Origin of the sequence: Bacillus sp. FSL E2-8868 (genome assembly GCF_038005505.1) — a bacterium.
Taxonomy (GTDB): Bacteria; Bacillota; Bacilli; order Bacillales; family Bacillaceae_G; genus Bacillus_A; species Bacillus_A mycoides.
The window spans coordinates 98,307-123,484 of the sequence record NZ_JBBOTI010000002.1; the positions used below are offsets into that span (position 1 = coordinate 98,307).

Sequence of the window (25,178 nt, forward strand, 5' to 3'; positions counted from 1 at the left end):
CTCTTTTACCATATAGAATCTATATTCGTTATTTCCCATATACCTTCATCATTCTTTTCAAATATGAAAGAATATTTAATATCAGTTAAAACATACTCTTTTTGTACATATCCAGTATAACCGTTAATTGTCGATATTTTTATATATCCATCATTCTGCGCTTTTTCTGGAATCAAAGCTTTTACCATTTCATTAGATACTTCATATAAAACTTGTGATTCTCGTTTTGGTTCAGCTAAAATTTTCGTTTTATTTCCAGTAACAGTTGCATATATAAAATGCGATTGCTTTGGTTGGTTACTTTCTGTCAATCCACTTGGTACTTTGTATGATTTCTTTGTATCATTTGCAAATTCTCCCCCCATTGTAAGAGCGACTTGCAACTCATGAAAAATATCCTCATCAAACTTCAATTCATCCTTCTGATAACTTTTCCCTTTAAATAGAACTTCATCATTTAACGCTCTATACAGGTCATTTTCATTTTTTGAATTTGTACTTCGATATAACTCATTCATAAATTGTTTTAATGATGGATCTTGAGCAGACTCATCTTTTGTTTTAGGCTTAATTTGAGTACTACTTTGTACCGGTGATTTATTATCATCAAGCCAAGGTTGTTGAACAATAAAAAATAACATTGTACAAACCAAAACAACTACAATAGGCAATGCTTTTTTACGAAATGGTCTCTTGTATGGTACAGAGTCTACTTCACTATTTTGGTATATCGATTGCTTTATTTTATAAATAAATGCTTCTTCATCTTTACGACGCTCCATTGGTCCATTTTTTAATTTGCTATACCAGTCAGGATTTTTTTTACTGTTCATCACTTCTACCCTCCCCTATTAATTTTGAAACTTTACTTCTTGCTCTGCTTAACCTAGATTTGACTGTTCCAATGGATACACCTAATGTTTCAGCCATTTCTTCATAAGATAATTCATATTTCGCGTCCAATATTAGTATTTCGCGGTGTTTTTTAGGTAGTTTTAATACAACATCCCACACATCATTCATTTCCTCTTGATTAAAAAATTCTTGTTCTGCCGATGGAGATTGCTTATCGTCACTAAAAAACCCCACTAAAGATATCCTTTTAAAATAAGAGGATTTCAAATAGTTTATTGCCGTATTTCTTGTAATTTTTAATATCCACGTTTTAATAGATGACTCCTTTCGAAACGAATTCCAATGTTTAAAAACCTTAATAAATACATCTTGTGTGATGTCATCTGATAAGTGTGGATCTTTCGTAATAATAAATGAATAATTCCATACATCTTGCCAATAGTCTTTTATAACATAGTCAAGCTCATCATGATTACATTTTTCAATAAACTTCTGTTCCATTTCCACACCTCAAACTTATTTGAATAAACATAAAGCTGCCCTCACTTTTAATATGGTTTCAATATATAGACATGATACAAGTTTCATTTGTTCCATTGTTTATCTTTTTTTTCGACAGATGATATTTCTAAAAAAATGTAATAAAAAAGACCAGGATAAATTCTTAAAATCATCCTGGTTTTTCTGTATTAAATATATTTTCATTATTTTTTTATAATAGAAACCGCATCTAATACATCCACTTGACTCCCCATAGTTTTAGTTAGTTTTTTCCATTCAGTTTCTGCTTGTACAGCCGTAACATCATCTGTGTTATATGGTCTATCTTCACCATACGATTTATTGAAATGAAGGATTTCCATTGATGTTTCATTTACAGGGATTTGATTGAAAGTTGCATTATCAACAATTACAATCAATTCCTCGTAATTTGGATTACGATAGTGACCAAACCAAGTATCACTAGCATACTGGACATCTATTTTCTTTTCATTAATTGTTAATTCTTTGATTTTTTTATTTTTCTTACTAGCTAGTAAGACAGCTTTATCTTTTGGAACTGAAGGTACTGACTTAATTGGGTCTGAACTCCATACTTCATCATCATTATCTGACTCTCTTAATACACCTAACCCAACCATTTTTTTCGCTGTTTTTTGATCCATCATTAATACTTGTTTACCATCAATTTCTGCTTGCTTCACTTTATACAAAGTGTTGGTCTTAATTTCACTTTTATGTTGATTTACTATTCCTTTTAATGATTGTTCTCCTCCAATTAATAAAGCGGCATTCCTTGGTTCTTCTTTCTTCCCAAAAGAACAAGCTCCTAACATAGAAATAGATACAATCCCTGCCACGCACACTTTCATTACTTTTTTCATTGCTTTTTCTCCTCTTTGCTTGTTTTATCAATACGCTACATAATTTTTTTATATAACCGTTGTAAATAACGCCAACGGACAGTGAAAAAGTACACACTTTGAATGGATATAAAGGCTAGTATAATTAAAATCGAAATCTTTAAAACTGAGTAGTCAATTAGCTGTTGCAAGGCTATAAAAGCGACCCCGCTATGAATAATCGCTATAATGATAGGCAAGAAGAACATTAGTATAAGCTGTCGTGTTACGATTTTCTTTAGTTCTTTTCTACTTAGACCGACCTTCGCAATCATTTCGTATTGTTGTTGTTCTCTTTCTAAATCTGCATATAGCCTGAAATATAATAGGCTGGCTGCAAACGTAAAGAATACGATCCCTACTAATACACTGACAATAAGTAAAATACCGTTCTCTTGTTTCGAAGAAATCCATTCAGAATACAACGCTTTAAAATAATGATGTGCTTGCCCCGAATTATGATTACCCATTGTTTCTTCTAATTTTTTTGTAACCACTCTTGATTTCTCCCAATTTTCCACGACAAAACCATATTGACTTTTCATTACGTAAGAATCATCTTCCGTCTTTCTGTTAGGGATTTTATCGTACAGAGAATCCGAAACAACAATAATGGCTCCAATTGAATTTGGGAGAACTATATGTGGGACCGCCTTCTTGACCCGGAGGGACATTTCTAAGTTTTCCTGTACTACATCTATTTTCTCGGGTATATCTTTTCCTCTTGCATACTTTTCTTTTTGCGAAATGATTGAGGGTACTATAATCGCTTCTTGATCATTATCTATCTTTTCCATTTCATATCCGAAAATTTTTGCAAACTTGTTATACTCTGATACTTTGATTAGCACTAAATTATTTTCCGTGAATTTAGGATTCGTAACCGCTACCTGATAAGAGAAATTTGAGCGAGTAAGTTGTTTTTTCATTTCTGTAATGTGCTCTTCTTCTTGTGCATTTTCTCCTAACGAAGTATAGGTAAATGCAAATGGATTGGTCATTTCGGTTAATCCCTTATTTCCCATTGCTAGGCATGTACCAATCCCTGTGAAGGCCACAGCGGAAACAATCGCTAGCATAAAGAACATAGTTGCATTATCCTTCATACGATAGGCCAATTCAGATATAGTAAGAAGGTTTGTTTTATTAAAAAACAAAGTGTCTTTTTTCTTTAAGACACGTATTACATACACGCTCAACTGTGAAAATAGAAAATATGTCCCTATCACTACAAAGACTACCCCTCCAAGTAAGTAAGGCATAATGAAGTTTCTTTCTAGTACGAAATAGAACACACATCCATACCCTAATCCAATGAAGAATACGGAAAGAAATGCTAATGCTTTTGATGCCTTTGGCTCTGGTTTTGGCTTTTCCTCTGATTTCATCAAATCAATTAACTTGTTTGCTTTTACCATTTTAGAAGTAAACAACGAAATGACTAGAAACAGAATCAAAAATGCGCCAGTTGTCGTAAAGACAGCTTTTATAGGAACGTAAAAAGGAAGACCCTTATCAATCGCTAATATATTTTCACTTGCCAATAAATTGAGCTTTGAAAATATTAAACCAATTAAGATACCAAATGTAATTGAAGCGACTCCAATTAACATATTTTCTAAAAAAATTAATTTATTTAACTGCGCCGGTGTCATACCATGCATGATTAAAATTCCAAATTCTTTTTTTCTTGTTTTTAAAAAAGAACTCACCGAATATAAAAGAAAGAAGAATGAAAATACAAAAATGAGATATTGAGAGATTTGCATCCCCATTGTTCCTAAAAGGCTCATTGTTTTACTTGTGGAGGCTAGTTCTCCTTGTAAATCAGGATGAAAAAGTAAGAGTGAATATGTAAAAAAAACCATAACTGAAAATGAGCTACTTAGAAAGTGTGCAGCATAAGTCCGCTTACTTCGAATGATATTATTAAAAGCGAATCTTTGAAAAGTCATGCTTACGACCTCCTAGTAATGCAAGTACATCTATAATTTTTTGATAAAATATTTGTTGGTTTTCTCCGTTATAAATTTCGTTATATAATTTTCCATCTTTAATAAATACAACGCGATCACAAAAACTTGCAGCCACTGGATCGTGCGTAACAAGCATCATTGTTGCATCTTGTTCTTTATTTAATCGTTTTAATAACTCCATTACATCATTAGCCGCTTTTGAATCTAAGTTTCCTGTCGGCTCATCTGCAAGTAATAATTTAGGTTTATGAATTAGAGCACGTGCAATTGCTGTTCTTTGTGCTTGTCCGCCCGATATTTCATATGTTCGTTTATTTAATATATCTTGAATGCCTAATTTTTCTGCAATACCTTCTACACGCTGATTCATATCCTCAACTTTAGTACCATCTAACGTCAGAGGAAGAACAATATTTTCTTTTACAGTTAATGTTGTAAGAAGATTGAATGCTTGAAACACAAAACCTAATTCACGTCTTCGAAATAATGCCAGTTCATTTTGAGATAATTGATATGGATTTTCTCCATTAATCAATATTTCTCCTGATGTGGGAGAATCAATAGTAGAAACCATGTTCAACAAAGTAGTTTTTCCACTTCCTGATGGTCCCATTATTCCTACAAACTCCCCTTTTTTCACACTCAAATTAATGTCGGCGAGCGCTTCATAAGATACCTTTCCTGTATAGATTTTACTCAGTTCACAGACCTTTAATATTTCCATATCGTTTTGCTCCTTTTTATCTTTTAATAACCTAAGTTTATCTAAGCATCCCTTCTTCTCATATCGATTAACCTTTCATATATCTAACAGGTCTGTAATATTTCTGAAAAGTCAAACTAAATACCATTCTAACGATTTGCATAAGGGAAAATAATACAGATTGTTGTTCCTTTTCCTACTTCCGACTTTATTTCAATATCATGTTCCAATCTTTTTATAATATTTTTCACAAGATATAATCCCATCCCAGTAGATTCCTTAAATTTCCGACCGTTTATTCCCGTATAAAATGGGCGGAATACTCTCGGGAGGTCTTCTTTTGGGATTCCCACACCATGATCGTGTATTTCAAGGATTACTGAGCGCTCTTCTTCTAATGTAGTAATAGTAACGTTTTTTCTACTTCCTGCTGAATACTTAATGGCATTGGATATCACTTGATGAATAACAAACCGAAGCCACTTTCTATCGGTTTCTACCATAATAGTTTGTTTTACTTTTACTTCTGGATAAACATAGCTACGGATAAACAGACGTTTATTTTCACGGATTACTTCTTGAACGATTTCCTGTAACGAAACTCTTTCCACATAAAAATCTTGCTCAAACGTTTGTAATCGCGCCATATATAAGACCATTTCTAATCCGTACTGCATTTGATCTACTTCTTCCACAATACTTTCAAAAACCTCCCCATTCTCTTCTTGTGTGATCAGTTCAATAACTGATAGGGGCGTTTTCATCTGATGCACCCATTGATTAATAAATGTAAGGTGCTCTTTTTGTTTATATTCCCAAGTCTTTAACTGTTGATGATATTGACTGTATTGTGTCTTTAACACACGCTGAAGTGCTACTGATAATGGAGTGGAATCGAGTTCTTCTAAGGAGTCCTCTAATGTTTCAGAAGGGTTGGATAATTTGTTATAAAATCTACGATGGCTAAAGTAGCGATAAAGTAAAAACGCAATTAAAAAGCATCCTCCTAAAAACACACTATATAACGCAGTAGATAAGTGGTTATATCCATCCAGCCAATAAACAGTTAGAACGACAAATAGCTGAATGATTGAGAAACAGATGAAAGGGATATGTTCACGTAAAAATAAATTCATTATTATACCTCATCATTCTTCCAAGTTATTTTCAAACGATATCCAGCACCACGAACTGTTTCTAATGCATTTTTTATTCCGATTTCCTCTAATTTTTTTCGGACACGTGTAACATTTACACTTAACGTATTATCATCTACATACGTATAGTCATCCCAAAGTTTTTCTAAAATCTTCTCTCGACTAACAATACTAGGAGATTGTCGTAAGAGAGTTTCTAGTAAAACAGTTTCTTTTTTTGACAGTATACACATGCTATCATTTAGCTTTAATTCCATTTTTTCTGGATAAAGTATTAAACCGGATTGCTGAACAACTCTTTCTTCCGCTTTCGGTGCGTATTCTCCGTAAATTCTTCGAAGATGACTTCGGATTTTTGCCATTACAACTTCATAATGAAACGGTTTAGTGATATAATCGTCTGCACCATGTTCAAGTGCCATAACTTGCTCCATCTCTCCACTACGTGCTGATATAAATATAATGGGACAAGTAGAGACCGTTCTAATTTGTCTGCACCAGTAGAAACCATCAAAACTCGGTAAATTTACATCTAATAAAACTAAATCAGGTTGAATTTTTTCAAAGTTAGCCAAAATATTTTCAAAATCCTCTGTAATATTCCCTTCATACCCGTACTTATTAATATGGGATTGAAGTAGTTTAGAAATTTTTTGGTCATCTTCTACAATCATGATTTTATACATATATTTAGCTCCTTTTATTTATGTATCTATTTATTATCTAGAAATATCTAATTAATACTTTTATCTTTTAGTATAAAGAAATTCCCCTCTTACTTATATTGAATAACCTTACTTCAAACTAACAGTTTTGTAATATTTCTGAAAATAAAATTAAGTATAATAGCTCTTATTTTTTAAATTTCAATTATCTAATTTAACATTTTAAAATTTGTTGTTTTATAATTTTTAAATAAAAAATAATCGTATTTAATTGTGTAAAAAACACGTAATTAAATACGATTATTAAAATCATAAAATCTGCGTTTAGACATAAATTAACCGATTCCTAATATAATCTTGAATCGGTAAGGTTTGTATATTTACTAAAGAAGTAAATTTCACCTTCTAATTAAGTATTATTTCTGAAAAACATGTTTTATTTTTTCACCTGGAACGTTGCTCCCGCCTCTTCCTTTTACATCTTCAATCATCATGGTAACAATCATATTTGGCGCGCTTGCATCGAAAGCTGCAAACCATCCAAGTTCTTTACCCTCTGCTTCTTTCGATTCTTTCAGTTCTGCTGTACCTGTCTTACCAGCGAGAGTTACACCATCAACTTTAGCAATTCTCCCAGCACCATCAGGATCATTAATAACCTTTATTAACGCACTTTTTAATATCTCTTGATTCTTGGTAGAAATCACATTTTCTTTCCAATTTCCCGCTTCTTTTGTTTTTTTTATAAGATGCGGTGACGGAATGTTACCCTCATTGACAATCGGTGCATAAGTCAATGCTAAATGAAGAGGTGTCATTAATACTTGTCCTTGTCCGTACCCCGTGTCTGCTAGTTGAATATCATTTTTTATCCCATCTTTTGCAATGATTGAAATAGGGAATTCGTATTCAATTGGTAATTTTTCATGAAATCCGTATTTCTTAAATTCATTTACATACTGATCTTTTCCTATTTTCAAAGCTTGTTGAGCAAAATAAATATTATCAGAGTACTTCATTGCCTTATCAAAATCAACTGGACTAGCATCCTTCACACGTGTTACATAATAATTTCCCCAAGATGAATCTTTTGTCCACTTTAATCCTTGAATTTTAAATTCTTCCTTAGGATTTATTGTGTTTGTTTCCAAACCAATTGCACCTGTTATCGTTTTAAATACGGAACCTGGTACAAATGCTTGTGTGAAGCGATTCATCATTGGCAGTTTCGAGTCATTATTCCATGCTTCCCGTTGAGCTTTTGATGCTCCTCTAACTATTGTATTTGGATTATAAGCAGGGCTACTTACAAGTGCGATTGTTTCACCCGTTTTAGGATTGACCGCTGCACTAGATCCTGCTTCATTTTTCATCTCATTAAAGATTTTTTCTTGAATTGCAGCATCAATAGTTAACGTAACATTTTCCCCTTTTTTTGCTTCTTGTTTTGCTACGTTTTTAATCTCTTTCCCGTTCTCATCTTCCATAAATACGCGTCCACCCTTTTCACCACGCAATTTATTCTCTAATACTTTCTCTAAACCTGTCTTACCCACTAAATCATCTGCTTGATAACCTTTTTTTTGAAGCGATTTTAACTCCTCTGCATTTACCTTTCCTATATATCCCGTTAAGTGTGCCGCTGCTTCTCCTAATGGATACGTACGAATATTTACTGGGCGAGATGAAACTCCTTCTAATTCAATATAATCATTCTGTCTCGTTCCCTCTTTTAAAATACCAATTGGTACAAGGGAATCTGGTTTTATCCATTTCGCTGCGAGCTTTTGATTGATCTCTTCTATAGACATATCAAGTAATTGTGCTACTATTTCTTTCGTTTGCGCTGCCGTTTCACCTAGTTTCTCTGGAATAATTCCAACTTCAGTCGCTTTACCATTCGTTGCAAGCCCTTTTCCATTTCGATCATATATTTCTCCGCGTTTTCCTTGCTCTGTTTGCATACGTACTTTGTAATCTTTTTTCATACCTGGGAAAATGAAGTCTGGTGTCCAATCTATTTTCCAAGATTCTTTATCTTTATCTTTCACGAGTTTTGCTTCATGGATGAATGAAACTGTTCCTCCATCCGTATCCATATTAACTTCAAAAAGAAAAAGTTCTTTATCTTTAGTATTCGCTCCTTTCGTTTTAATTTTTAAATTCTTAACTCCAATACCCTCATAAATTTTTTGATATTTCTCTGTGAACTCCTTTTTAGAAATCGTTTTTTTTGCATGTTCTGATAAATAATCATACATATTTGTAAATTTTTTATCATTCCATAAATTGATATATTCTTCAAATGCTTGTTTTGGCGGCTCATCTTTATTGCATCCTACCAACATAACTCCAAAACAAAAGAAAAGCAGCATCCATATTTTTTTCAATTCAATCTTCTCCCTTAATTAAAAATGATTATTCCTTTCTAAATATGTTAAATAAAAAATGTTTTAACGCTTAATAGACAGTGTAAGTAATGAAATAGTTCCACATTTACAAAAAAATTAAATTTATGGGTAAGCTGCATCCAAAAGGGAGGATTTTAAGATTCTTACAAACGACGAATATATTTAGCGAACGTTATCATTATTAGTGTTGTTTTAACAATTCATTTAAAATACCTTTTAGTTCATTTCCGCCAATTTCATCTTTTTTCTTTATAGATTATTGATACAAAAAAAGAATCCTTATACTAAGGATTCTGCAACAGAAAATAACAAAAATATAAACAATAAAAAGAATTACTTAAAGTATAATTTATAGGCACTCTATATCCTTCTTTTTCGCACCAAAAACCCCTGTACAGCATGCGACAGGAGTTTAGGTCATTCTCTACAGCTTATTTAAAAGAGTCATGTACAGGCAAACTACTAAAAATCAATTCAGCAACTTTTACATATCCTTTTGAGTTTGGATGAATTAAATCCGTAGACCAAAGCGTATTGTCATTAACTAAATGATGATTCCAAAAGTCAACATGATGTAGCTTATACTCTCTACTCAGTGAAAGTATAACTTCATTTGCCTCTAATAATTGTTCTTTTAATACTTGTTTTTTTTCAGAAGGAAACGGAAGCCGAACTGTAAAATCTGGAAGGTTTGCTATAATAATATCAGCATCTGTTTTACTTAATGTATCTATCATAAATTCCATATCGTTCTTATATGCATGATGATTCCAACGTCCTTTTAAAACATCGTTTGCACCTGCAATTAGACTAACCAAATCTGGATTAAAAGTTAATGCCTGTTCCAATTGCTGTGAGCGAATTTCTTTAGTTACTAACCCACGTTTTGCAAAATTAGCATATTTTAAATCATCTACACACAGTTGAACAAAATGATCTACCCAGCTTTTTAATGCTATTCCCTCAACTTCATCCCCTATCCCCTCTGTAAAACTATCACCAATCGCTACAAATCGCTTCCACATATATAGTCCCCCTTTTTTGTTATTCATATCTACACTATACAATAGCCCACAGCGTAATTGTTCTTCTTAAATGTTTTTCAATTTCAATTAAATTCCATGGGAGATTTTTCAAATGAGCAAGACAACTCGATTAAACTATTTCACATGAACAAAAACATGAAAATCTACGTTATCTTCTCGCAGAAATAGGTTGAGACCAACTATCTTTCCCATTATCATTTAAGCGTACTTGAAAAACATATATAGGTTGAGAAAAGCCTTTTGTATCAGCGTAGTAATCTATATTATAATCTGTAATGACTAATGTATCACCTGCTTTGAAAGATATTATAGGATCAAAGTCTCCTTGTTTTAGTTTTTGAAATACTTCTTTGGGAGACAGAATTTCGACATCTCGAATATGTGATTTTTTTGTAACTGGCTCATTGTCATTAGGCATTTTTGTAATTTCCTCTTTGTAAACAGGCATTTTATTACCTTCGTCTTTTAACTCTATTGATGTTTTTATAGTGACATCAGTCATGTCTGTTTTTGTAATGGGATCTAAAGGCATATTCCCAAATTCCTTCATTTGATACGAAATCATTATTCCAAGTGCAACAAAACTTACTGTAATCGGAAGAAATAAATATTTGGTCATTTGTGTATCTGTTTCTTTTTTCTTCAACAATATAAGAACTATATTTAACATAGAATATCCTAGCATCATTCCTAAAGTATTATGAAGTAAATCGGCTAGTTCCATACTTCCACGTTGCATTGTAAATTCAAGGATTTCAATCAATAAACTTGCTATAATTGAGCTGATTAACATCCATTTTGTTTTTTGAAAAACATTACTAAATAAAGGTAATAAAATTCCTAACGGAAAAAGCATACCTATATTCACAATGATATGGAAAAAAGAAGAAAATGAAAAGGTATTCCATGCTTTTTTATAAACACTAAGTACATCAAAGTCAATTGTTCTTGCAAAAGTTATATCATCTGGACGACCAAATGAAGTAGCTGATAATACAAGGGAATAATATCCTATTATCAATATAAACAATATAACTTGTTGTACGGTAAATTCCCCCCCTCCTTTACATACCTTTTTGTATACTAAAAAGTAGCTAAAAACAAAAATGAGTAGTAACAAGAATGTGAGTTGTATTGTAGGAATTGCAAAGGTAACAAGTAGTTCGGAAATAAAATTCATTTTACACCTCTGTTTTTACGAATAAAATATTCAATAGTTTTATATAACATTTTAGATATAGATAGCGATATGTTGTTACCCCTAATAATTATTAATACAGAATTAAACCTGTATACATTGAGCATTTCTCCCTCTTGAAACCAGCTTTATTTGACCAAGCAGCTACAAGGAAACTAGCGTTTTACTAATTGTACTTTCGGCTATGTCTGGAAAAACGTTACGAAGATTCTCTTTAGTAAGAGGATTTTTGGAGTTAAGTATAAAATTAAAAATTTGTTCAATTTTAGTATATTTATATAGAATCCGTAATTGACCGATTCCTAATATACTTAGGAATCGGTCATATTCGTATATTTACTAAAGAAATAAAATTCCTTCAAGCATTACACTTTTTTTCGAAAATTTGTTGTTCTTTGTTTTGCCCAGTTGATACATTTCTTTTCAATTAAATGATACGAAACTATAGAAAAAAGTATTGTCATTGAAATACACAAAGCAAGAAGGAAAAAGATAGGTATCTTTGTATACAAAAGTTTAAATAGTACCATCATGATTGGAAAATGACACAAATAGATACTGTATGAAATTTCTCCTAAGTATACAAATACACTCTTATTTAAAAATGCTTTCACTTTTAGGTTACTCATAGCCATTATTATAAATATACTAACACCGATTACGACACCCCAATCTTTTAATAAGAAAGTAGTATCATTACGGGAAAAACCATAAATTAAAATGGAATATAAATATAGAATAATCCCTAATGCAATAAGAAATCCTTTATTAAATTTTTTCATATTCCTATATAAGTAGATAAGCTTTTCCTGATGCTTAAAAAGTAACATTCCAACCATAAACATCGATGTGAAATGCAGTGTATCGGCATAACCATTATAAAATCCCTCTGCTTTCCCTATATGCAACATATTAAGGAAAACACTAATTAAAGAAAAGCTCAAAGCAAATAGTATCGTTTTCTTCCAACTCAGTTTATAAAAAAGAAGGAATAACAACGGAAACACAATAGATATACGCATTTCTTGAGCCAATGACCAGATAACTGGATTATAATTTTCCGTAAAAAAGTTATTAAGAAGCACAAAATGGTTTATAATATCTATTTTTGTTATAGACCCTTGCCACCTATCATAGAACCAATCCCGTAGTCCAGCCACTTCATACGGCGAGAACAAAATAAATAAAGCAAAGGTACTGATTATCCAAAAATAATAAGGAATATAGATTCGTACAAATCGCTTAATTAAATATCCCCAATAATTTGTTTTTGAATGATAAAGTGCCATAGATAACACAAAACCACTGAGTACATAAAAAACGATTACAGCTTCCCCGCCAGCCCATAAAAACCTAAGCGGAGAAAATTTAATAGAATTAGGCAACGATGGTAGCATTAAATAAAAATGTCCAAATACCACTGTCAGTGCCGCTAACCCTCGTATGGAATCTAATTCTTTTATTCTCTTACTCATAAAATGTTCTCCTTGTAAATTGTAGATTTTGCTGTTAATAAAGGCCACTATACTATTGTAGTGGGAGAATTATACATATTGTTTCTTTAAATTCCTAATATAAGCAGTACAAAGTCAATCTATGTATCTGTTTTAGGAAACTTTCGTATTTAGGCATAAGTTATATAATAATAGAAAGAAAAAAGAAATTTCATTCTATAAAATCATATTGTCGTTTAGAAAACATTTTAAAACTGTTTTCTAAACCCTCGTTATAGTCTGTCTGCTTATTTGTCCATTGAACACCCTTATTCCCAGGCCACCCTGAGGTATTAGCAACATATTTTAATAGCTCTGGTCCTTTTAAATTTTGCTGTAAACCACGGTTATATGCATTTATCATATTAGATATTGCAATTCGAGTATTGGTTTCTGCATTTTTCAAATCTTCGTTCGTTAAATCTTTAGGTGCTAGTCCACCTCGATGAAGCTGAAACAGTCCAAATGATGTGCCCTGATCTCCAATTGCGTTTCGATCAAACTTACTTTCATGGAATGCAATAGATAAAGGAATCCATGGCGGTATACCATGCTCTATTGATATTTGTTGAATCGTGTCTCTTACTTTAACTCGGTTAGTATGATGGTCATATGCGTATTTTGTAAGATATAGCCCTCCTGTTAAAACTAAAATAAATACTCCACTTTTTATTAATGTCCCTCTCATCGACGTCACCTCACTTGTCAGTATCAAAGATTGTCACTAGTAATCCTATCTTTTGGGGATATTAACTCGTAATCATGTATCATTTTGTTATTGTTTGTTTCATTAATTACCGATTTTTAGGTGAATTTATTAGGGAGTTCCCTCCATATAACATTCGCTTTTATCACTTTCGGTACAATTTACTTTTGTATGGGAGAGCGTTTTCTCTGTATGGTACCGTACTTTTTTCTCGAATACCTTGCTTTTTTATTCGATTGAAATTAAAGAATAACTATATACATAGGGATAAACACTATAAAAAGATACTTAAATTTCTTTAAAAAATTCATTTTTCGGCCTCCATTTCTTTATATAATTAATTTAAAACAAAATATTTAATAAGAAGAAAAGATTTTATTAAATTTTTATAAAATTTAATAACAGGAATAAGTACCAGGTATTTATTTTTATTGTCACTTGATGGAATAATGAATGTATTTTCATCATGTAACTTTATTAAACTAGCCTTGCACCAGAACCCTTTGAATCGAACAATTCATAATAAACGCCATCCTTTCTGTATATTTCTACAAAAAGAATAGCGTTTTTTGATTATATGGATACAAATTTATCTTAGCTTGATTGCAATACCGAAAGTTCCGAAGAACCAGATTTGAGAATTAATGCAATCTTCCATTCCAAGCCATCCACATAAGAATCTATAATACTTTGAAACCTTTTATTTCAGGCTAATATTTAGTTTTATCCTACAAAGTTAGCCTTTTACTATATCAACCGCACTATTCCACATACCGCTAAAGAAAGATCCTATTTCGCGCATTAAACGTGTAAACCAATTTGCTTGTTCTACTTCAGATTTTGTTACAAGGTCTACTTGTAATGATTTACCTGATAAAAATCCAGGATCTGTACTATCTTTAGGTGATATAGTCATTTTACTAATTGTTACATCTTTTTTAATAGGCGCTTCTTGTTCTTTATTCGATACTTTAAATTCTTTTTTATAAACGTCTTTGTTGCCCTTTGGCATTGGAAGTGAAACAGCTTGCTTCGTTTGAACAACTACATCTTTGTCCTTTGCATTTGCTACTCGCACTGTTTCATGACCTTTTACTACTGAATCTTTTCCATAGACCTTCTTCACTTCAAAATTTGCAAATCCATAATCATATAATTTCTTTGTTTCATCAAAACGTGCTGTATGAGAGTTTGCTTTTATAACTACAGAGATTAGACGCATACCGTTTTTTTCTACTGTACCAGTAAAACAATCTCCGGCTTCTGGAGTAGTTCCTGTTTTTAACCCATCTACACCTTCGTATTGCTTAATTAAGCCTTTTAACATCCAGTTAAAGTTCGTCATATCAATCGGATACTTGCCACCCTTTTGGAATGTTTTTTTAGGGATTTTTGCTGTATCTAATATTTTCGGGAAATCTTGAATAAGACGTTGTGCTAAAATCGCACAATCTCTTGCGGACATTTTATTTTTCTCGTCTGGAGTTGTCCCTTCTGGGTGATGTCCTTTTAAATCATGGTTTGTTAAACCTGTAGAGTTTACAAATTTATAATTTTCCATTCCAAACTCTTTTGATTTATCGTTCATCATTTTCACGAAATTGACTTCTTTTCCAGCAATCTCTTCAGCTAAAGCAATTGTTGCACCGTTTGCAGAGTAGATTACTATTGCCTCATATAACTCTTTGACCGTATAAGAGCCACCATTTTCTAATGGAACGTTTGATAATGAGCGATCTTGCGAAATCTTATATGCATATTCAGAAATTTTAACTTTTTGATCCCATTTAAGTTTTCCTTTATCCACCGCTTCATGAACTAAGTATTCACTCATCATTTTTGTCATACTAGCAATTGCTAATGATTCATCTGCATTTTTTTGATATAAAATTTTCCCGGAATTTGCTTCTACTAAAATTGCTGATCCTGCTTCTACGTCTATAGCAGGAACTGTTTCCGCTGATGCTCTTCCAAATGGAACGGCCATGCTACAAAATAGTGTAAGCACTGTTACTATTGTAATAAATCTCTTGCAAAACATACTTTTCACTTCTGTTACCTCCAATATCTTTGTACTCAAAAAAACGTTATTTTAACATAATCCTCCAAAAAATAGACAGCGTTATCAAATTCTATATACATATAAGACATTAGAACCACTTTCATATAGACCATCTCATCCCACCCTTTTAGGCACACTGACACTTAGTGTTCCCACACATATCCCTCTTTTTAATACCCTTGTATTTTTCGAAATGATCTGTACTTTCATATCTTTTAGGATTACACTTAATAGACAATCTAAGTAATACATTTGTTCCACATTTATAAAAAAATAAAACCAGTGTGCCCCGGTTGAATACCAAAACACACTGGTTGCTAAATTTACTATCGTCTCTTACATTATTCATATCAATGAACTTCCCCTTTATTCGATTAATCACTTTATAATAATAAATCAAATTAACTTATCAGTATCATGTCTACTATGAATGGCCTACTTGAATTATTAACTTAAGAAGTTTCTTAAGTTTTAAAAAAAAAGCTTATGGAACCTTTCATTCCATAAGCCATTCTATTTAATTGGATGTTCAACAATAAAGGACATCCAGCCTACTTTATATTCTGCATGTATATTACCATTATGAAGTTCAACAATTCTTTTTGAAATAGCGAGTCCCAGTCCATTTCCTTGATCATCTTTTCTGGCCTTATCACCCCTGAAAAACCTTTCAAATAATTTATTAGGATCGCTAACAGGCGGCTTCTCGACTTTATTTGATACTTTCAAAATTGCTTTGTTACCTATTAGTTCAAGACATATTGATAATTCGGATGGTTTCATGCTGTACTTTATCGCATTCATAAACAGATTTTCATAAACACGTACCATTTTTTCTACATCCATGAAAATAGGTATTGTTTCTTCCGTTATTGATTTTTGAACACTTAAACCTACCTTTTCAAATATAGGAATATATTCTCCAACTATTTGCTCCAACAAGCCTGATAAATCAACTTCGTTAATGTTTAACTTAGCATCGATGTCTGATAAACGGGTGTACTCAAATAGTTCATCAATTAGATATTTCAATCTCTGTGATTTTAAATAAGTGGTTTCGAGATACTCCTGTAATTGTACTTTACTGTCGTATTGCCCTCTTTTTAATAAATCTACATAGCCGATAATAGATGTCAACGGTGTGCGTAAGTCATGAGATACGTTGGTTATGAGTTCATTTTTTGTACGTTCCAATTGTCTTTCTTGTTCAAATGTATTCTCCAATTCCTTGGACATATAATTAATATTTTGAGCAAGATGAGTCAATTCATCCTTTCCCTCAATCCCAATTGTCAAACCCAGCTTTCCATTGGCAATATCATTAACACTATCAGAAATGAGCTTTAAATATATTATTTTCTTTCGAACCAATATCAAAAAAATGATTATAAAAGTAAAGATTGCTAACGCGAATATAAGAAATGTAAGCATATTATTTTCAAATGTACTAAGATCATCAAGATAGTGATTTAGATTTAATGGTATTATGACATATAGAAAAGTGAGGATTGTTAAACCAAACGAAACAAAAAAACTAACTGCAACAGCACCAAGAAGTTTTATAATTATCTTATTTCTAAAACTAACCTTCTTCATATTTTGTACCCAATTCCCCAAACAGTTTTAATATAAATTGGATGTTTAGAATCCTCTTCAATTTTGTCTCTTATTTTTGTAATATGCACCATGACAGTATTATCCGATTTATAAAAAGCATCTTTCCAAACTGCTTCATATATTTTTGCAACACTGAGAACAATTCCTTTGTTACGAGCAAGTAGTTTGAGTATATCGAACTCTTTTGGAGTTAGCCTTACTTCCGTTCCTCGTACCCATACTTGACGTGTATCTGTATTCACGGTTAAATCACCAATTTCTAAGATGCTTTTATTATTATCTGTATGCGTATTGTATTTTTTAAACCTTCTTAATTGGGATTTTACTCTAGCGATTAACTCCAACGGGTTAAACGGTTTTGATAAATAATCATCGGCACCAGACGCTAGCCCCTGAATTTTGTCTATATCCTCTGATTTTGCAGATAGCATGATAATAGGCATATTTCGTTCTTCCCTAATTTTCATACATGCTTCAATACCATCCATATTAGGCATCATAATATCCAAAATAATAAGATCGAACTTCTTTTCTTCTAACAATTTTAAAGCTTCAATAGCATCTTCTGCCTTTTGAGTTTTCAGACCTTCATTTTCCAAATAAACAGAGATAAGATTTCTAATCTCTTTATCATCATCAACAATAAGAATTTTTGACTCCATCATATTCCTCCACATTTTTCTCGTATTGAACAACTAAAGGCAAAAGCAGGTGGTACATTTCTATCCTCTCTTTAGTATATACTTGCAATTAAAAGCGCCAAAATAACATAATCGGTATAAAAGATAATGTCTTAAATATTGTTCGAAATTTTCTTTAGATCCATTTACAATTAATAAGTTTTCTTCTTCATTAAATTTAGCTTTTAATAAAAAATAATTATTTTGAGATTCCTTCTTTTAATTAAACTTTTTTGATTACACCTGTAGTTTATATAACTTATAAAATGAAAAAAGAATCCTCTTCAATACGCTCATTAAAGGAAATTCTTTTTCAAATCTTATTTTCTTTACTCGTTACTTATTTTAACCAGTTTTTCTCCTTGTTCTAAAAGTGTTTCATAGTCATTGTTCTCTTTAATTTCTTTGATTTTATTTTCAATTGTGGGCGTATTATTTATATTAAAGTACGTATTTAATACTTCATATGGTGTCTTTCCTTGTTTGGTTGCACTATCTTCAATAGCTTCTTTCCATGGAATATTTGCTTTGTCCATGCTTAATTCAAGGGCTGAACCAGTCTCATATCTCATATTCCGCTCTAAAAACTTTGGAGATTCTGCCTGTCCATTAGCAACGAAGTTGAACGCCTCCATAAAAGTAACATGATATGGCTTCTGTTTCTTTGCAAGTACCATAAGATTTCCACCAGTTAACTTACTATAACGATACTCTAAGTATCGTGCTGAACCTTCTATTGCTTCAGTTTTTGTTTCTCCAATTAATTGAGGCCATTTTTTATAGCGATAGTTACGTACAATTGTCCAATCATATAATGCCTGATTAATACTTTCTGGGCTTGTATCAATCATTGCTTTATCTAATAGCTTAAATTCTAATCCCATTAGCGCGTAATTTTCTTTATTAATCGGATATTCGTGAATAAACTCTCCACCATTTGCATCATATGTCCAATCTTTTTGTTTATAAGCATGAAAACCTTCATGTAATAAGAAAGATGAAAAATCAAAATATAAATCTGGATTACTAAACATTTTAGGATGATATTTTAAATAAAATACATCCATATCATTAATATTTATTGTCCCAAAGTTCCAAGGAAACCAGGTAGAAATAGTTCTAAAATCAAAACGAGTTAAGCGATAGACTTTAGGTAGATGCAGAGAATTTGAGACTTTTATTTCCTTTGCAAAAATACTATTTTCTAATCCCGTTACATTAACTGCATAAGCTTCTTGTCTAAAGAATCCCCCGTCTTTATTACTACGTATCAGAACCAATGGCATTTTTTCAAAGCGATAATCTTCATTCCAAAGTTTATCACTCGATTCTTCAAAGCTCTTATAAATAGTAGCTAATTCTTTTAACATCTTTTGATCCGTGTTATCTAAAGACTTAAACTCTGTATGATATGTTTTATTTAAAATTATGCTTCCCAACATAATTCCTATAAATATTACTAATAAGATTAAAATTACCTTTAAAAATTTTTTCAACACACACTCCTTTTCTAAAACGATAATCCTTATGATGAATAAGGTTTACAAGTTTTATGTTTATTTACACTCTTTTGGTGCAGACCCAATTTTAAATAATAGCTATAATAGACACAATTTATACAAGATATTATTTTGATAATTGTTCCATCCTGTCAAAATTCCGGTTATAGTTAACAATTAATATGGGATGATTATTCAATTTTATTGTAAGGGGATAGTGCAAGAGTTCCTACAAATAAGGTTAAAGTAGTACTCAATGTAGGAACGATACTATTTTCCCACTTCCTTTCCCTTCATCATAACGGGGGCCAATTATGATGATACTTAGTATACATAACATTATTACATTAACCTTCTTTCGGAAGTACAATTCTTTTATACAATTGAACTGTAATCCAGTAGTAAATCGAGTAAATCACTATGAAAATAACAATTGGTAACCAAATTCGAAAATACGGATCGATTAAAAGAGGGCCAAACATATTCATACCAACTAATATGTGAACAATACCGATAATTGCTGGGACTAAGAATACGAAGGATAACTCCTTATAAATCGATTGTGTTAATAATTCCCGGCGAACACCAATTTTACGAAGCATTTGATAACGTATACTATCTTTAGATGCGCCAGATAGAATTTTAAACATTAAGCAACTTGCCATCATTGCTAAAAACGCAATTCCAACGAAGAACCCCATAAACATTAGTCCGCTGGAAAAACTTTGATTCGCCTTATATGTTTGATACTTACTATCCAGTTCTTCCACTTTCACATTTTTATATTTAACTACCTGCAATTCATCAATTTTTTTCCATTCTTTTACGTATGCTCCAAAAACATCTGTTTTCCCAATAAACACCGTATTTTCTGTATCTTTCATACTATCGTATATGTTTTGATCTACAATTTTTATTTTATGATCAGGATGTATATAATTTGGCTGAATTGTTTCGAAAGCTTCTCTCCATTGTTTTGATTCCGCATCCTCTTTACCCCATTGTCTTGACAATGCAAATGCATCCATGGGAATCTCTTCTGAAACTTTCATTATCTTCTCATTTTTTCTATCTTTTACTAAAGGACGATTTTTCTCTAAATCTTCTTTTATATAATAAACATACTTATCATCTACTTTGTAGCGATATTCAAGATTCTCTTGGAATAAGATACCACTCAAAATGTCCTTTTCTTCCGCTGTTGGATTATGAACTACCGAATCGTAAATTGTTCCTTTATCAGTCTGCTTTAGAACGTCGTTTTTAAATGCCAGACCACACGCAATTCCACCAGCGCCAAGAGCCACTAGAATTGCTACCGTTGCAAGCACATTTGTTAGGCCATTAATGCGGAAGTTTAATTGAGCAAAAGTAAAAGCATTAAGCCCTTTTTCACTACGTTTTTTATTACTCTTTAACTTTCTAATCATAACTGGGAGAAGTGATCCAAATAACATGTAAGTACTAACTGTTGCTGTGATTAATCCAAGAGCCATTAATTTAGGAACGGTTCCTAGATCTTTTTCATGTGGTATATAGATCAGTGATGCATAACCAATACCTAGCAAAATCAGACCAAGGAATGCAACTACAGCTGCCATTTTTCCTTTTACCGCGACATGCTCTGTTTGTGCATCTGCATGTACAAGTTGTAATACAGAAATACGTGATAATTTAATACTATTCATACTTGCTGATAGTACAAATAATGCAAAGAAGAAGATGCAAGTAACAACCATAGATGGAATGTACAAAGCTTTGTAACCTTCTCCAGTTAACTCCAATTGTTTCATTAATAACCGACCGATACCCTCTGCAAGTCCTACACCAACTACAATTCCGATTACAAGAGATGCGGCACCTAATACGATTGTTTCGATAAACATAAGTAAGGTAACTTTATGCTTTTTTGCTCCTAACATCATGTACATGCCAAACTCTTTTTGGCGAAGAGATAATAAGAAAGAGTTTGCATATAAAATATAAAAAAATGTTACAATTGCTAATAAAAAGGAACCAATGTGGAATATATATACAATAGGACCCACATGTGCATTAGATTCAAGGAACCCTTTATTTAGTGCTAGCGTTTGAAACATATAGAAAATTGAAATAGATACAATAAGACCAACAAGTAAGACAATATAATCTTGTAACTTACTTTTTAACCCTGACATGGAAAGTTTAAATAACATGCCCAAACCCCTTTTCTTACGCTTTTTGTGTGCCTAAATCTGCAAGTACGTCTAAAATTTCTTTATAGAACTCTTCACGTATACCACCGCGATGAATTTCTTTATATAGCTCACCATCTTGAATGAATAAAATACGCTGACAGTAACTTGCACTGTACGGATCATGTGTAACCATCATAATAGATACACCTTTCTCTTTATTTAAGCTTGTCATGGCATCAAGTAAACTCGTTGCATTTTTAGAATCAAGAGCTCCTGTTGGTTCGTCCCCTAAGATAATTGCCGGCTCATGCACAAGTGCACGTGCTGCTGCTGAACGCTGTTTCTGTCCACCAGATACTTCAGATGGATACTTTTGAAGTATTGCTGAAATTCCTAACATATCAGCTACCTTTTCTACTTTCGGCCCAATATTTCGTGATGGAACACCTTTAAGGGAGAGTGGAAGTGCAATGTTTTCATAAATAGATAAGTTCTCTAATAAGTTAAAATCTTGGAAAATGAACCCTAATTTTTGTGAACGGAAATCTGAAAGCTCACCTTGTTTCATTTTCGTAATATCCGTTCCTGCAATTTCAATAACACCACCTGTCGCTTTATCAAGTGTCGAAATTACATTTAATAATGTTGTTTTGCCAGAACCAGATGGCCCCATAATACCGACAAACTCCCCCTCTTGAATCGAGAATGAAACACCTTTTAATGCGTGTGATTGATTCTCACCTTTTTTACCGTACACTTTTTGAACGTTTTTCACGTCTACAACTGGTTTCGTCATATATATCCTCCTACGTTTGTATGATTGATAAGCTACTGTTTGAGTTATGTCTTTTTCGTTTCTACTTGCAATGCTTCATCTGTAAAAGTATTAAACTTGTCCACCACCAATACACATCCTTTTATTTTTCAAAATAATAAGTCCTTTCATACTTTTGTAATACATAAAAATAGGTATCAAACGGGATTTATTGTATTTAATTTGAATATCTATTTTTAGTAATGCATGTAATAGACAATCTAAGTAATAAATATGTTCCCCTTTAAGATAAGAAAGCACTAGGTGTTTTGTTAAGAAAACACAATGAATTGCAAATAAAAACTATACAGAAATCTAACTCCTTATAGTAAATTGCACATAAAAAATCCCTTTTCCCCATCTCACAAAAAAAGAATCATTGCTGCATCCTTTATAAACTTTATAATGGCCGGCTCATGCACAAGTGCACATACTGCTGAACGCTGTTTTGTCCACCAGATACTTCAAATGGATACTTTTGAAGTATTGCTAAAATTCCTAACATATCAGCTACCTTTTCTACTTTCGGCCCAATATTTCGTGATGGAACACCTTTAAGGGAAAGTGGAAGTACAATGTTTTCGTAAATAGATAAATTCTCTAATAAATTAAAGTCTTAGAAAATGAATCCTAACTTTTACGTACGGAAATCTGAAAGCTCACCTTGCTTCATTTTCGTAATATCCGTTCCTCCAATTTTAATAACGCTGCTTTATCAAGTGTCGAAATTACATTTAATATTGTTGTTTTACCAGAACCAGATGGCCCCATAATTCTTACAAACTCGCCCTCTTGAATTGAGAATGATACAACTTTTAACACATGTGATTGATTCTCACCTTATTTACCGTACACTTTTTGAATGTTTTTTACATCTACAACTGGTTTTATCATATATATCCTCCTACGTTTGTTTTTTCATTATCCGTTTTACATTTCTTTAAAATAAACTGCTATTTAATTAATTTTGCATTTACCTTATGTAATAAAATGAACTTTTACATTAAAATCAGTTTCCTGGGTCTCCTCCATGTTAGAATATAAAATATTATTCAAATTATTTTAGTCCCATAAGCTAAAAACACCCTTGTACACTTAGAAATTTACGGTTTTAGAATGAAGAAACAATTTTGTGTAATCATTTGAATTATAAATAAAACATATTAAGAACTACTGATTATATTTCTTAATTTTTCTTAAGATAATCTATAAAAACCAAACCATAATGGGGAGATTATTTCATAATTGATTCTAGTACAAATAATAAAAAACAAAATTAGATATTGATTCCTATTGGAATCAACTCTAAAGCAGTTATTCCATGCCAATCACCTGATATGTAGATCGAGACATACATTCTGCTTTTTAAATTGCAATATAGAAGGTGTAATAAAAAAACATATTGCAGGAATAGAGGGAAATACGTAGTTTACAAAGGATATTTTCATTAAGTGAGCATATATGGCGCTCTCTAAAAGTATAAAATCTAATTCATAATAAAAGTAAGTCTATAACATATTTTTACACGTATCTCGCTTGTCCCCAAATTAAATCCGTATCCATTGAGCGTTTCGAATATCGTGTATTATAAATTTTTTTGATTGAGTATAAAATTTTGAATTCGTTCTATTTTGATATATTTAGATACTCTTTAAAATTTCGTTTTATATTCCGATGAACAATATTAAATAATATTATTTGTTATACCAACAGAAATATTAAACACCACATCCATGATCTGTTGGAAAAATTATTTGTGAGATACATCTTAACGATGTAATTCCGTATAAAGTAGTAAATCATAAAAAGTTATTTGCTAGAATAATTCTATTGCAAAATTTAAAATTAAGTAAAACGAATTTCATTTCAGCTCCAAGGTAAATAAGCACCTTCTATATTTTTCAATATTACAAAATATCAATAAATATAGAAGGTGCTGGTTCTATCCATATAGACGTAATTTTTTACTTTTCTGTAATATTTACAAAATTGACGGCTCTCTTGTCCTCAGTGCCTAAAGCCGTATTCACTTTATCTATTTCCTTTCTTAATTCGGGTGCTTTCCCTTGATTGACTAAATTAAGATTCCCAAAAGATTTATTAAAAGATAGAAATTGTCTTGTTTTTTCTTTCCCATTTATTTCTTTAAATAATGTATCATCTACAATTAATAGGATCACGTTGGATCCACCACGATATGGAGATAGCCATACATCCCCTTTATATTGAACATTCATTTTTTTCTCATCAAATGTTAGTTCTTTCAAGTCTTTATATTCTTTATTTGCAAATAAAATAATTTCATCTTTTTTTATTTTGTGTAAAGAATCCAGGGGAATTGAAGATGTGAGTCCACTATTATTATCTCTCTCACGTATAAGCCCTTTTTTATTCATTTTTTCAGCAGTTGTTTTACTTATAAATAGCACTTCACTATTATTAGAATCCCCAAAATCCGCTGGGAGCTTTATGTTGTGTTTTTTATTTTCTATGGTCCCTTTTTTTATTGCATATAAGTCTTTTGATATAGTTATATCTTTGTATAAATCTATTATAGAATTTCTAGTTTGTTCGTCTATCTCGCCAACCTCTATTGCAAGTCCATTTGCTGGAGAATCTTTTGCACCAAATAATGAACATGCTCCTAACATGGTAATAGAAATACCTGCTACTATTAATAATCTTAGTCTTTTTTTCAACCTATATTCTCCTTCTT

20 protein-coding genes and 1 pseudogene are annotated in these 25,178 nt (G+C 31.7%); all 21 read right to left on the minus strand.

The genetic code is table 11. The annotated features are described in order from the left end of the window. Window positions 1-5: 5 nt before the first annotated feature. Window positions 6-833: an SH3 domain-containing protein gene (locus tag NSS74_RS11465; RefSeq protein WP_002141814.1), complete on the minus strand. Its 828-nt coding sequence runs from the start codon at window positions 831-833 to the stop codon at window positions 6-8. Beyond that, the gene (locus tag NSS74_RS11470) at window positions 823-1,356 is read right to left on the minus strand and encodes an RNA polymerase sigma factor (protein ID WP_002127457.1); all 534 of its coding nucleotides are present in this window, start codon (window positions 1,354-1,356) and stop codon (window positions 823-825) included. The genes NSS74_RS11465 and NSS74_RS11470 overlap by 11 nt, the downstream gene beginning before the upstream one ends. A 203-nt stretch (window positions 1,357-1,559) precedes the next feature. Then, entirely contained in the window at window positions 1,560-2,240 is a 681-nt protein-coding gene (locus tag NSS74_RS11475) for a lipoprotein BA_5634 family protein (protein ID WP_002141813.1), read from the minus strand. Window positions 2,241-2,275: 35 nt separating this feature from the next. Continuing rightward, entirely contained in the window at window positions 2,276-4,213 is a 1,938-nt protein-coding gene (locus NSS74_RS11480) for an FtsX-like permease family protein (RefSeq protein WP_002141812.1), read from the minus strand. After that, window positions 4,188-4,958 (minus strand): ABC transporter ATP-binding protein, encoded by a 771-nt coding sequence (locus NSS74_RS11485; RefSeq protein ID WP_002141811.1) that lies wholly within the window; start codon window positions 4,956-4,958, stop codon window positions 4,188-4,190. Before NSS74_RS11485 ends, NSS74_RS11480 begins: the two co-directional genes overlap by 26 nt. Before the next feature lie 128 nt (window positions 4,959-5,086). Next, complete coding sequence (locus NSS74_RS11490) at window positions 5,087-6,073, minus strand: sensor histidine kinase (protein WP_002017026.1); 987 nt, start codon at window positions 6,071-6,073, stop codon at window positions 5,087-5,089. Between the two features lie 2 nt (window positions 6,074-6,075). After that, on the minus strand, window positions 6,076-6,780 hold the full coding sequence (locus NSS74_RS11495; protein WP_002085493.1) for a response regulator transcription factor: 705 nt from the start codon (window positions 6,778-6,780) through the stop codon (window positions 6,076-6,078). Between the two features lie 395 nt (window positions 6,781-7,175). Then, on the minus strand, window positions 7,176-9,149 hold the full coding sequence (locus NSS74_RS11500) for a penicillin-binding transpeptidase domain-containing protein (RefSeq protein WP_002141810.1): 1,974 nt from the start codon (window positions 9,147-9,149) through the stop codon (window positions 7,176-7,178). Between the two features lie 452 nt (window positions 9,150-9,601). Continuing rightward, window positions 9,602-10,195 (minus strand): SGNH/GDSL hydrolase family protein, encoded by a 594-nt coding sequence (locus tag NSS74_RS11505; RefSeq protein WP_002141809.1) that lies wholly within the window; start codon window positions 10,193-10,195, stop codon window positions 9,602-9,604. Window positions 10,196-10,364: 169 nt separating this feature from the next. Continuing rightward, window positions 10,365-11,396, minus strand: coding sequence for a VanZ family protein (locus NSS74_RS11510; protein WP_002141808.1), 1,032 nt, complete (start codon window positions 11,394-11,396; stop codon window positions 10,365-10,367). 162 nt (window positions 11,397-11,558) lie between these two features. Next, window positions 11,559-11,690 (minus strand): annotated as a pseudogene (locus NSS74_RS11515) (Fic family protein); the annotation flags it as partial. A gap of 89 nt (window positions 11,691-11,779) precedes the next feature. Continuing rightward, window positions 11,780-12,937 (minus strand): acyltransferase family protein, encoded by a 1,158-nt coding sequence (locus NSS74_RS11520; protein WP_340813630.1) that lies wholly within the window; start codon window positions 12,935-12,937, stop codon window positions 11,780-11,782. Between the two features lie 142 nt (window positions 12,938-13,079). Then, window positions 13,080-13,595, minus strand: a complete 516-nt coding sequence (locus NSS74_RS11525) for a transglycosylase SLT domain-containing protein (protein ID WP_002141806.1) — start codon at window positions 13,593-13,595, stop codon at window positions 13,080-13,082. 754 nt (window positions 13,596-14,349) lie between these two features. Then, on the minus strand, window positions 14,350-15,663 hold the full coding sequence (locus NSS74_RS11530) for a D-alanyl-D-alanine carboxypeptidase family protein (protein ID WP_340813631.1): 1,314 nt from the start codon (window positions 15,661-15,663) through the stop codon (window positions 14,350-14,352). Window positions 15,664-16,188: 525 nt separating this feature from the next. After that, on the minus strand, window positions 16,189-17,271 hold the full coding sequence (locus tag NSS74_RS11535; protein WP_340813632.1) for a sensor histidine kinase: 1,083 nt from the start codon (window positions 17,269-17,271) through the stop codon (window positions 16,189-16,191). Next, complete coding sequence (locus NSS74_RS11540; RefSeq protein ID WP_002085507.1) at window positions 17,268-17,954, minus strand: response regulator transcription factor; 687 nt, start codon at window positions 17,952-17,954, stop codon at window positions 17,268-17,270. The genes NSS74_RS11535 and NSS74_RS11540 overlap by 4 nt, the downstream gene beginning before the upstream one ends. 347 nt (window positions 17,955-18,301) lie before the next feature. Further along, window positions 18,302-19,468 carry a hypothetical protein gene (locus NSS74_RS11545; protein ID WP_012260947.1) on the minus strand — a complete coding sequence of 389 codons (1,167 nt, stop codon included), beginning with the start codon at window positions 19,466-19,468 and terminating at the stop codon, window positions 18,302-18,304. 350 nt (window positions 19,469-19,818) lie between these two features. Next, window positions 19,819-21,666: an ABC transporter permease gene (locus NSS74_RS11550; RefSeq protein ID WP_002141797.1), complete on the minus strand. Its 1,848-nt coding sequence runs from the start codon at window positions 21,664-21,666 to the stop codon at window positions 19,819-19,821. A 16-nt stretch (window positions 21,667-21,682) separates the two neighbouring features. Beyond that, complete coding sequence (locus tag NSS74_RS11555; RefSeq protein WP_002032159.1) at window positions 21,683-22,444, minus strand: ABC transporter ATP-binding protein; 762 nt, start codon at window positions 22,442-22,444, stop codon at window positions 21,683-21,685. Between the two features lie 687 nt (window positions 22,445-23,131). Beyond that, window positions 23,132-23,284 (minus strand): ATP-binding cassette domain-containing protein, encoded by a 153-nt coding sequence (locus NSS74_RS11560; RefSeq protein ID WP_002017044.1) that lies wholly within the window; start codon window positions 23,282-23,284, stop codon window positions 23,132-23,134. Window positions 23,285-24,426: 1,142 nt separating this feature from the next. Then, window positions 24,427-25,161, minus strand: a complete 735-nt coding sequence (locus NSS74_RS11565) for a lipoprotein BA_5634 family protein (protein ID WP_002127435.1) — start codon at window positions 25,159-25,161, stop codon at window positions 24,427-24,429. Between the last annotated feature and the right edge of the window lie 17 nt (window positions 25,162-25,178).

Coding starts and splice junctions, on each gene's coding strand:
- NSS74_RS11465 (WP_002141814.1), bottom strand. CDS start 833: ATGAACAGTAAAAAAAATCCTGACTGGTATAGCAAATTAAAAAATGGA.
- NSS74_RS11470 (WP_002127457.1), bottom strand. CDS start 1,356: ATGGAACAGAAGTTTATTGAAAAATGTAATCATGATGAGCTTGACTAT.
- NSS74_RS11475 (WP_002141813.1), bottom strand. CDS start 2,240: ATGAAAAAAGTAATGAAAGTGTGCGTGGCAGGGATTGTATCTATTTCT.
- NSS74_RS11480 (WP_002141812.1), bottom strand. CDS start 4,213: ATGACTTTTCAAAGATTCGCTTTTAATAATATCATTCGAAGTAAGCGG.
- NSS74_RS11485 (WP_002141811.1), bottom strand. CDS start 4,958: ATGGAAATATTAAAGGTCTGTGAACTGAGTAAAATCTATACAGGAAAG.
- NSS74_RS11490 (WP_002017026.1), bottom strand. CDS start 6,073: ATGAATTTATTTTTACGTGAACATATCCCTTTCATCTGTTTCTCAATC.
- NSS74_RS11495 (WP_002085493.1), bottom strand. CDS start 6,780: ATGTATAAAATCATGATTGTAGAAGATGACCAAAAAATTTCTAAACTA.
- NSS74_RS11505 (WP_002141809.1), bottom strand. CDS start 10,195: ATGTGGAAGCGATTTGTAGCGATTGGTGATAGTTTTACAGAGGGGATA.
- NSS74_RS11510 (WP_002141808.1), bottom strand. CDS start 11,396: ATGAATTTTATTTCCGAACTACTTGTTACCTTTGCAATTCCTACAATA.
- NSS74_RS11525 (WP_002141806.1), bottom strand. CDS start 13,595: ATGAGAGGGACATTAATAAAAAGTGGAGTATTTATTTTAGTTTTAACA.
- NSS74_RS11535 (WP_340813632.1), bottom strand. CDS start 17,271: ATGAAGAAGGTTAGTTTTAGAAATAAGATAATTATAAAACTTCTTGGT.
- NSS74_RS11540 (WP_002085507.1), bottom strand. CDS start 17,954: ATGGAGTCAAAAATTCTTATTGTTGATGATGATAAAGAGATTAGAAAT.
- NSS74_RS11550 (WP_002141797.1), bottom strand. CDS start 21,666: ATGTTATTTAAACTTTCCATGTCAGGGTTAAAAAGTAAGTTACAAGAT.
- NSS74_RS11555 (WP_002032159.1), bottom strand. CDS start 22,444: ATGACGAAACCAGTTGTAGACGTGAAAAACGTTCAAAAAGTGTACGGT.